We start from the raw sequence: 9,254 nt of genomic DNA, 5'->3' as shown, positions 1-9,254 counted from the left end.
CGAGGAAGAGGACCGGCACGTCGACACCGAGCGGGACTTCTCCTTCGACAATGGGTTCGGAGACGACGACGCCGTCCACCCCCTGCTCCAGGAGTGATTCCACGGCGCCGGCGATGCTTTCCGGGTCGCCGTCCGGTGTGTTGACCACGCGCAGCGCGTAACCGGCGTCTCGTACGGCCTGCTCAATGCCCACGAGCAGGGAGGCGGTTCCATAGCCGGCGGTGCCCAGAGCGACCACGCCGATGGAACGGGTCCGTCCCGAGGCCAGTGCCCTTGCGGCATGGTTCAGCCGGTAGCCGAGCTCCTCGGCAGCCGCGAGGACACGTCGGCGGGACTCGGCGGAGACGTACGGCTCGTTGTTGAGGACCCGGGAGACCGTCTTGCGTGAGACGCCGGCCAGCCTGGCCACGTCCGCACTGCGCGGCGCGGAGGAGCCCACACCGCGCCCCACCCCTGCTGCCATGAAGCCTCCCCTCAGCGGTACCTGCACGATTAAGCGATGTGCCATGACCGCGCGGTCTGACCGCGCGGTCAATGTCTACGCATCCTCCGAACGCACGTCAAGACTTCTCGCGACGCCACTTGTCTCCGGTGCTGGCCGTCGTCGAAGCCCGTGGCCGGGTGGAGCGAGGTGCCATAGGTGCTGAGAAAGGCGTGATCACCGTGCGTTCCTGCACCTCAAGGGGGAATCACTCCGCCCGGGACGGGCTTGAGGGACAGCCACGTCAGCCTTGTTCGTCTGGTCCGGCTGCGCGCATGCGGCTACTGGCCGGGCCGGTCCGCTATGACTTACTGAACGCGGAGTCTTGACAGTGAGCCCACGGAGCGTTCACGCTTCCTGGCGGGCGGTGATTGCCTTTGTTCGATAACGTTTGTTGCTGGTCGTTTCGTTTTATCCGTCCGCTCTCGTCTCCGGCCGCCAGGCCCGTTCAGGCCCCGCCATGAACCGCTCCTCGTTCTCGGTGCGCAGGCCGACCGGCGCGTGCCGGAGGAGGCCAGCGTCGTCGGGTTCGGAACACCGCGCTCGGGCCCCTGGCTGGGCCTTACCCCGGCCGGTCTGTACCGCACCAGAGTGCGGCCGGAGATCGGCGTGAGCTCGGGACCGGACGGCCACGTCACCACGCTGAAGGTGGCACGGTGAGGAGGGGATGGCGCCCGGGCAGGTGCTGCACTCGGGCGTCGGCGTCCTGGCGCGCGCCGTGTTGGTCACCACCGGCGCCCAACTCCCGTACGGGCGCGCGGGACCAGGTGCGGTCGAGGAGCGACAGCTGTCCGTCGCCCCGGATCCGATACGGCTCGACGTGATGATCCCGGACTTCGTGGTCCGCGCGGACCATGGTCTGCTGCAACTACGGAGCACGGCCTGTTCCGGCTTTCCAGGGCCGCGGACGCCCGCGAGGACCACTTTCCGGGATCAGCGCGGCGCCGCTGGCCATCGGCGCAGCCGGCAGCTGGGCAGTCCGCAGTCGCGGAGTTCGGCCCGCCGGGCTTCAAGGCCGCTGTGGAGACGGCCGTCCTCGCGACGCCGGGCAGCGGTCCGCCGCAGTACCGGCACGAGTCGACCGTCGTGCGGGCCACCCTCGACCGGCCGTTCCGCTTCCTGGCCGTGCACCGAGAGACCCGGCTTGTCCTGGTGGCGGGCTGGGGCACGGAGCGCGCTCCGGCCGGGTGAGCCAGTAGAAGCCGGCGGGCCCGGCCGCGCTTCTCCTCGGCGGCGATGTCCCGTCGTACAGTGTCCGGTTTGGCGCGTACGGCGGTCACCGCGTCGCCGCCCTGGAACAGACGGGGCGGGGCGCCCTCGGCGTGCAGGGCGGCCAGGATCGGGGTGGTGGCCTTCGCCGGGTCGCCGGGCCGGCTGTCATCGCCGCACGACAGCGTTCCGGGGCGCCGGCCGCGGCACAGGCCCTCGCGTCGGCCTCGGCCCGACCGATCTCGAAGAGGGGGATGCGGCAGGCGCCCGGCTCCACATTCGGCACCCTGGTCCCGAACTCCCGAACTCCCGCACTTCGTCGGCGAGCGGCATGCCCTCGTTGAGGGCAGCCCGCGGTCCAGGACCACCGTTGGGGGTACCGCGGGCCCCCGCGCTACAGCCGGGCCGTGCAGCGCCCGGTCGGCCTGCCGGCCCTCGGCGCGCAGTACCGCCGCCGGCGGGCTCTGTTGCTCAGGCGCCCGGTGTGATGCGCAGCCGGATGGTGCGGGCTTCGGGGCGCGGCCACACGTCCGGCCCGCAGGACCGGGAGCCGAGTCCGTGCTGGACGGCGTCGATGATCAGGTGGCTCGTGGTCGACTCCGGAAGCTCGAAGGGGTGTGCGGCCGGGGCGATCTGCTGGAGGGTGTGGTGGCCGAGGGTGAAGCCGGGGTGCCGGCCGCGGGTGTCGGTGAGGGCCGCGAGCCGCAGTACCTCGGTGCCGCCGCTGGTCAGCGTGAGGCGGCGCATCTGGGAGCGGTGGCCGGTCTCCTGGGGGCGCGCGTAGGCGACCACGAGGTCCTGGACTGCGCAGGAGAAGCGGCCGGTGCGGGCCGCGCGGAGACTGTCGGGGTAGGACTCCAGCGGGCCCAGGCCGAACCAGTCCGCGCCGTCGATGGGTGCCGTATCGTCGGGCAGTTCGAAGCGCACCCGATCCGCGGCCACACCGACCGCCAGCCGCGCGAGGGCTCGATCTCCACGCCAGTTCGAGTTCGCCGTCCTCGATCGACCAGACTGACTCCATGGTCACCGAGAAGGCGGAGTTCGCGGCCGAAACCCGGTCGACCGTGCGTAGGGCGTCCTCGGCCTGCTCGACGCCGAGGCGCCGCGTGGTCAGCCGGTCCAGGCCGTCGTGGCGCCAGGTGTCGGCGCTGGACACCCCGAGGACGCTGTTGTCGCTGCCCTCCAGCCGGTCGGCCCGGCCCTCGTCGTTGTCGCTGGGCGCGCGGAAGAGCTCCAGGCGTGGGCCGGTCACGGGGCGCCCGGCGAGGCGGGTGAGGGAGCCGCCAGCGAACTCGGCGATGCCGAGCGTGAGCGTTCCCTCGCCGGGCTGCCAGTCGCGCCGGGGCCGGGCGGCGGGCACCGGCCGCCGGACCGAGCGGTCGAGTTGGACGGTGGCGATGTCATGCCCCTGCGCTGCCCAGGCGGTCGCCGTCGCCAGCATCGCCTCGACCGTCAGCCAGGTCTCGCCGTCCGGGGCCACCGCGACCGGCGGCAACGGCACCCGCCCCGACTCGCCCGCCGCGAGGACCGGGGCATCCCACTCTCCCGAGTCCACGAGGTTTCCGTCGTGCTCGACGCGCCAGCGCAAGCGCAGGTCGGGCGTGTCGGCCGAGTGCCGCAGGTTCGTGATCTCGAGCTTGTCGCCGTCGAAGGCGAAGCGGATCGGCTGCGTGACCGCCTTGAACTCGTGCAGGCTTGGCGTCGGCACGTCGTCGCTGAGCACCATCCCGTCCATCACGAAGTTGCCGTCGTGCACGACCTCCCCGACGTCACCGCCGTAGGCGTAATACGGCGTCCCCTCCGGGGCCGTGGCCAGGATGCCGTGGTCGCGCCACTCCCAGACGAAGCCGCCGTGCAGCGGCGGGAACCGGTCAGCCAGTTCCTCGTACTGGTCCAGAGCACCCGGCCCGTTGCCCATCGCGTGGGCGTACTCGCAGAGCAGGAACGGCTTGGTGCGCTGCCGGGCGCCCTGTGCGGGGGTGCAGCCGAGCAGCGGCGCGCGGGAACCGTCCGTGCCGATCTGCTCGATCTCCGGGACCGTCGCGTACATACGGGAGTAGACGTCGGTGTACTCGCCGGTGTAGCCGCCTTCGTAGTGCACGGGACGCTCGGGGTCGCGGGCGTGGACCCAGGCCGACATGGCGGCGAGGTTGGCGCCGGTTCCGGCCTCGTTGCCGAGTGACCAGATCACGATGCCGGGGTGGTTCTTGTCCCGCTCGACGGTGCGCTGGACACGGTCCAGGTGGGCCGCGCGCCAGGCCGGGTCGTCGCTCGGGTTGTCGGCCCAGTCGACGTTCTCGAAGCCGTGGGTCTCCAGATCGCATTCGAGGACGACCCAGAAGCCGAGTTCGTCGGCGAGGTCGAGCAGCCGCGGGTGCGGGGGGTAGTGGCTGGTGCGGATGGCGTTCACGTTGAACCGCTTCATGCGGGCCAGGTCCGCGCGGGCGTGCTCGTCGTCGAAGACCCGGCCGCGCTCGGGGTGGGCCTCGTGCCGGTTCGTCCCGTGGAAGACGACACGGCGGCCGTTGACCAGGAACCGGTCGCCGCGGATCTCGACCGTGCGGAAGCCGACCCGGAGGGCGATGCTCTCCGCGGCCGAGGACACGGTGGCGTCGTACAGGCGGGGCCGCTCGGCCGACCACGGCTCCACGCCCGCGATGTCGAGGGGCGCCACGTCGGCCGGGGTGGCCCAGACACGCTCGACGCCGAGTTCGGGGATGCGCAGGGTGACGGGGAACGCGGCCGCGTCGGCGGTGACCTCCGGGTCGATACGGCCGTTCCGTGGTCGTAGCCGGTGCGCAGCCCGACGTCCTCGACGCCCCGGCGGGGCGGGCGAGCAGGGTGACGTCCCGGAAGATGCCCGGCAGCCACCACTGGTCCTGGTCCTCCAGGTTGCTGGCGGCCGACCACTGGTGCACCCGTACGGCGACGACGTTGCCGCCCGGTCGCACCGCGGACGTCACGTCGAATTCGTGGGCCAGCCTGCTGCCACTGGCGCTGCCGATCTCGACGCCGTTCACCCGCACCCTGAACAGCGACTCCACCCCGTCGAACCGCAGCAGGACTCGCTCGGCGTCCGACCAGTCCTCGGGGAGGTCGAAGTGGCGGCGGTAGTCGCCGGTGGGGTTCTCGTCGGGGACGTGCGGCGGGTCGATGGGGAACGGGTACTGGACGTTCGTGTAGATCGGCCGGCCGTAGGCGCCGTCGCCTTCCAGCACCCAGTGCGCGGGCACCGGGATGCTGTCCCAGCCCCGGTCGTCGAAGTCCTCGGAGGCGAATTCCTCGGCGACTGCCGCCGTGGGCGACAGACGGAACTGCCAGGGGCCGTTCAGCGGCTGGGAGGGGGCGTCGGAGTGCAGCCAGGAGCGGGCCGGACGCAGGGCGCCCGCCACGGTGCGGTGTCCGACACGTATGTGGAGAGCTGGGAGGGCATGGTGCTCACAATCTTGTTGGGCAACGGGGTAACGGGAGGCGATGGAGTGTGGGCCGCGGGCAAAGCTGCGGCTGAGGGAGTCGGCGTGAAGGTGTCCTGGCAGCCGCCGAGACCGCGCCGTCGAGGTGCGCAGTCCGGCACGAACGGATTCGCGGGAGATCCAGCCTGCTTGAGCGGCTTAGCGGTCCTAACAGAAGTTGTTGATCATGTGACTTTCGGTGTGGATGGTCGTTGGTCTGGTCGTGGGGAAACGACAGTCGTGGCCGTGGATCGTGTCGGATGAACTGTGGTCGCTGATCGAGCCGTTGCTGCCTGAGCCGGGGCCGAAGCTGGTGGAGGGCCGGCCTCGGGTGCCGGATCGACAGGCGTTGTGCAGGAACTTGTTCGTGCTGCACACCGGCATCCAGTGGGAGTACCTGCCACAGGAGCTCGGTTTCGGCTCGGGGATGACGTGCTGGCGGCGGCTGGCGGCGTGGAATGAGGCCGGGGTGTGGGAGGAATTGCACCTGGTGCTGCTGAAGAAGCTGCGGTCGGCGAGGAAGCTGGACTGGTCGCGGGCGGTGATTGACTCCTCCCACGTGCGGGCGGCTCGCCGGGGCCCAAAAGCGGTCCCAGCCCGGTCGATCGCGCACGGCCGGGCAGCAAGCACCATGTCGTCACCGACGGCCAGGGCATCCCGCTCGCGGTGTCGCTGACAGGCGGCAACCGCAACGACGTCACCCAGCTGTTGCCGCTGCTGGACAAGGTCCCGGCTGTTGCCGGAGTGGTCGGCCGGCCCCGCAGGCGGCCGGACATGCTGTTCGCCGTCCGCGGCTACGACCACGACAAGTACCGGCGGTTGCTGTGGCAGCGTGGCATCCGCCCGGTCATCGCTGAACGCGGCCAGCCCCACGGCTCTGGCCTGGGCATCTTCCGGTACGTCGTGGAGAGAACGATCGCCTGGCTGCACGGCTTTCGTCGCCTGCGCATCCGCTGGAACGGCGCGACGACATCCACGAGGCCTTCCTCGGACTCGCCACCTGCCTGATCACCTACCGCCATGTCCAAGGCCTTTGTTAGGACCTCTTAGTGGGCGGCCCGGGAGAGGGCCGGGGTGAGGAGTCCGAAGAAAGGCGAGCGGTTGCAGTACGGGCGACATCGAAGAACGGAACGACGACGCTGAGTGTGGGGGGCGGGTTCAGATCTCGGGGCCGTCAGTGGCCAGGGCTGCCGCCGGTTCGGGGCGGTGGACGCCGCGGGGCCGGTAGCCCAGCAGATCGGACAGGCCGATGAGATCGGCGAGGATCCACACGATGGCCAGCCACATCTCGGTGCCCTGCAGGCCCGGCTCACGGCCCGGGCCGCCGCCGTCGGCCGGGGGCCCGAATCCGAAGCCTTGCCCCGGGTGCCAGCGCGGCAGGACGGTGGTGAGCTGTCCTGCCGCCCAGTACCGGATCTCCGCGTTGCGGTGGCTTGTCTGACGGGTGCAGAGCCACAAGGGGTGGGCGACGTCGAGGACGTTGCAGGCGTTCTCGCGTCCGGGAGCGAAATGGCGAGGGTCGCGGCTGTGGTCCAGGACGGTGTCGATGACCCGTTCGGGATGCGGGACGGGCAGGCCGAACTGGGCGAAGGCTCCGCGGGTGAGCCGGTAGTAGCCGTTCACCTGCTGGAGTCTTCCGGTGGCCGGTGAGGCGGCGCCCCACAGGCCGGTCCAGGGGTCGACGCGGGTGAGCAGCCAGCCGAAGAGTGCCTCCAGTGCGCCGGAAGCGGGCGGCTCGTCGTCCCGGCGCAGGTTCCAGTGGGCGGCGGTGGCCCAGGAGTCGATCCAACTGCCCGCGTGCCAGGCCCGGTCGTGCCAGGGCAGAGCATTGAGGCGGCGGACGAGTTGGCCTGCTGTCATGGTGCGGGCCATGCCGATCGGATGGGCGAAGGAACTGCCCAGTAGGTCCAGTGCGTAGCCGACGGACAGTACGTGGTACTGCGCCGTGCCTTCGTCGATGAACCCGTCCGGGGCCGGGGGAGGGAGCGGGCGCGGTAGTCCGGTGGCCGGGTCGGTCTCGGGTACCAGGCCGGTGAGCGGGTCCTGGGCTGCGCGCAACCGCTCGATGTGAAAGGCGGTCGTGCCCTGCTGGGGGACGTCTCCGAGCAGCAGGTCGGCGATCTCCACCGCGTCGCAGTGCGCCCGCATGGTGGGCGCCGCTCCCGGGCGGTCGACGTACTGCCCGCCGCCTTGAGCATCCGGGACCCAGCAACGGGCGATGAGGTCGGCCGCGTGGTCGGTGGCCGTACGGCCGAACTCGGCGAGCTGCTCCGTGAGGCGCTCCTGAGGGGCGCCGACAGCGGCCGGGCGGGCGCGCGTTCGGCGGTCGCGGACCGGTTTCGCGGGGTTGCCGGCCGCGACCGTCCAGGCGGGGACGGACTTGGTGACCACCGCGCCGGCGCCGATGACACAGTGGTCGCCGATGGTCACCCCGTCGAGAACGACGACGTGGGAACCGATCCACACGTCGTCGCCGACGCTGATCCCGCGGCTGGTGACGGGCTGCTGGTGGACCGGGCGGTCGGGTTCGGCGGAGTGGTTGAAGCCCAGCAAGGAGGTATGGGCGCCGATACGGACCCCGTCGCCGAGTGCCACGGTGCCGCGCACGGTCGTGAACGGGTTGAGCGAACAGTCGGCGCCGACCGTGACGTCGCCGGTGACGTATGCGTGGGCGCCGATGTAGGAGTCATCGCCCAGGTGCAGGCGGTCCGGGTACACGGCGGCGGACTTCGCGACGTAGCATCGCTCGCCGACGGTCACGGTCCCGGTGGCGAGCAACTGCTGTTGATGTCGCCGCTGGCCGGCCCGCTGCGCGTCCGAGGCGCCTTCAGCGAAGAGCCAGGGGCAGTGCTCGAACAGCCCGTCGTCCTGAGGGGACGCATCGGGCGACTCACGGGTGGTCGGCTCCAGGGCAGCCGCGGGACGGATTCCGCCGTCTTGGCTCATCAGGTGCTCCTCCACGGGGCAGTTGATCGGATATTGCCGTCCGCGCGGACGGTGTCAGCGGGTGCCGGTGGTGGCGAGGAGTCGGCCGATCTCGGCGAGCTCGTCGGCGTTCAGCGGCACGGCGTCCAACGCTGCCAGGTTCTGGTCGAGTTGGGCGACGCTGCTGGCGCCGATGATGACCGAGACCACGCGCGGGTCTCGCAGGACCCAGGCGAGGGCGAGCTGCGCGAGTGTCTGCCCGCGCTGTTCCGCCACCTTCGCCAGGGCGCGGATGAGCAAGAGCGTCCCCTCGGTGAGGGCGTCGCTCTTGAGGAAGTGCCCCACCGCCATCCGCGAGCCGGCGGGGATCCCGTTGATGTAGCGGTTCGTCAGCAGCCCCTGGGCCAGCGGGGAGAACGCGATGAGGCTGCTCGCGGTGTCACCGACGGCTTCCAGTACTCCATGCTCGACGGTGCGGTCGAGCATGGAGTACTTGGCCTGGTGCAGGAGCAGTGGGGTGCCCAGGCCGTTGAGGATCTCCACGGCGCGGCGGTGTTGTTCCGGTGAGTAGTTGGAGATACCCGCGTAGAGGGCCTTGCCCTGGCGGACCGCGGTGTCGAGGGCGCCCATGGTCTCCTCCAGGGGCGTGTCCGGGTCGAAGCGGTGCGAGTAGAACACGTCCACGTGGTCCAGGCCGGTACGGCGCAGCGACTGGTCCAGGCTGGACAGGAGGTACTTGCGCGAGCCGCCGTCGCCGTAGGGGCCGGGCCACATGTCGTAGCCGGCCTTGCTGGCGATGAACAGTTCGTCCCGGTACGGGCGGAAGTCCTGTGCGAAGAGCGTGCCGAAGTTCACCTCGGCGGAGCCGTAGGGCGGGCCGTAGTTGTTGGCGAGGTCGATGTGTGTCACCCCGCGGTCGAAGGCCCGGCGCAGTACCGCCCGCTGGTTCTCCAGCGGCGCGGTGTCGCCGAAGTTGTGCCACAGGCCCAGCGAGACGGCCGGCAGGAGCACGCCGCTGTGTCCGGCGCGCCGGTAGGTCATCGAGGTGTAGCGGTCGTCGGCGGCCTGGTGGGCCATTGCGGGAGGTCCTTTCGGAGCGGTGACGAAGAACGGGACGCGAGCCGGGCGACCTGCTACTCCTCGTGGGGCCGAGGTCGGGGGTGTCGCCGAGGTAGCCGGCGCGCCTG

5 protein-coding genes and 2 pseudogenes are annotated in these 9,254 nt (G+C 71.0%); 2 read left to right on the top strand and 5 right to left on the bottom strand.

The window, feature by feature from the left end:
* Both ACWC09_RS47865 and ACWC09_RS47860 read right to left on the bottom strand, forming a co-directional pair.
* On the bottom strand, positions 1-463 hold a 463-nt coding region (locus ACWC09_RS47865; protein WP_450858065.1), incomplete at its 3' end, for a LacI family DNA-binding transcriptional regulator.
* A gap of 652 nt (positions 464-1,115) precedes the next feature.
* The gene (locus ACWC09_RS47860) at positions 1,116-1,349 is read right to left on the bottom strand and encodes a hypothetical protein (protein WP_450858064.1); all 234 of its coding nucleotides are present in this window, start codon (positions 1,347-1,349) and stop codon (positions 1,116-1,118) included.
* Positions 1,350-1,501: 152 nt separating this feature from the next.
* Here ACWC09_RS47860 and ACWC09_RS47855 point away from each other — a divergent pair, with 152 nt between their 5' ends.
* The gene (locus tag ACWC09_RS47855; protein WP_450858062.1) at positions 1,502-1,672 is read left to right on the top strand and encodes a hypothetical protein; all 171 of its coding nucleotides are present in this window, start codon (positions 1,502-1,504) and stop codon (positions 1,670-1,672) included.
* Positions 1,673-2,161: 489 nt separating this feature from the next.
* Here the strand turns inward: ACWC09_RS47855 and ACWC09_RS47850 are convergent.
* Positions 2,162-5,123: pseudogene (locus tag ACWC09_RS47850) on the bottom strand (glycoside hydrolase family 2 TIM barrel-domain containing protein).
* Between the two features lie 224 nt (positions 5,124-5,347).
* Between ACWC09_RS47850 and ACWC09_RS47845 the strand changes: the two are divergent.
* Positions 5,348-6,182: pseudogene (locus ACWC09_RS47845) on the top strand (IS5 family transposase).
* 118 nt (positions 6,183-6,300) lie between these two features.
* On the opposite strand, the gene ACWC09_RS47840 reads toward ACWC09_RS47845, so the two are convergent.
* Both ACWC09_RS47840 and ACWC09_RS47835 read right to left on the bottom strand, forming a co-directional pair.
* Entirely contained in the window at positions 6,301-8,088 is a 1,788-nt protein-coding gene (locus ACWC09_RS47840; RefSeq protein ID WP_450858060.1) for an acyltransferase, read from the bottom strand.
* 54 nt (positions 8,089-8,142) lie between these two features.
* The gene (locus ACWC09_RS47835; RefSeq protein WP_450858058.1) at positions 8,143-9,144 is read right to left on the bottom strand and encodes an aldo/keto reductase; all 1,002 of its coding nucleotides are present in this window, start codon (positions 9,142-9,144) and stop codon (positions 8,143-8,145) included.
* Positions 9,145-9,254: the final 110 nt, after the last annotated feature.

This window comes from Streptomyces sp. NPDC001617 (assembly GCF_053596855.1).
This window is presented reverse-complemented; position numbering and strand designations above follow the sequence as displayed.

Bases quoted from the DNA above. Each gene is read 5' to 3' on its own strand.
- ACWC09_RS47840 (WP_450858060.1), bottom strand. From the start codon at position 8,088: ATGAGCCAAGACGGCGGAATCCGTCCCGCGGCTGCCCTGGAGCCGACC.
- ACWC09_RS47835 (WP_450858058.1), bottom strand. From the start codon at position 9,144: ATGGCCCACCAGGCCGCCGACGACCGCTACACCTCGATGACCTACCGG.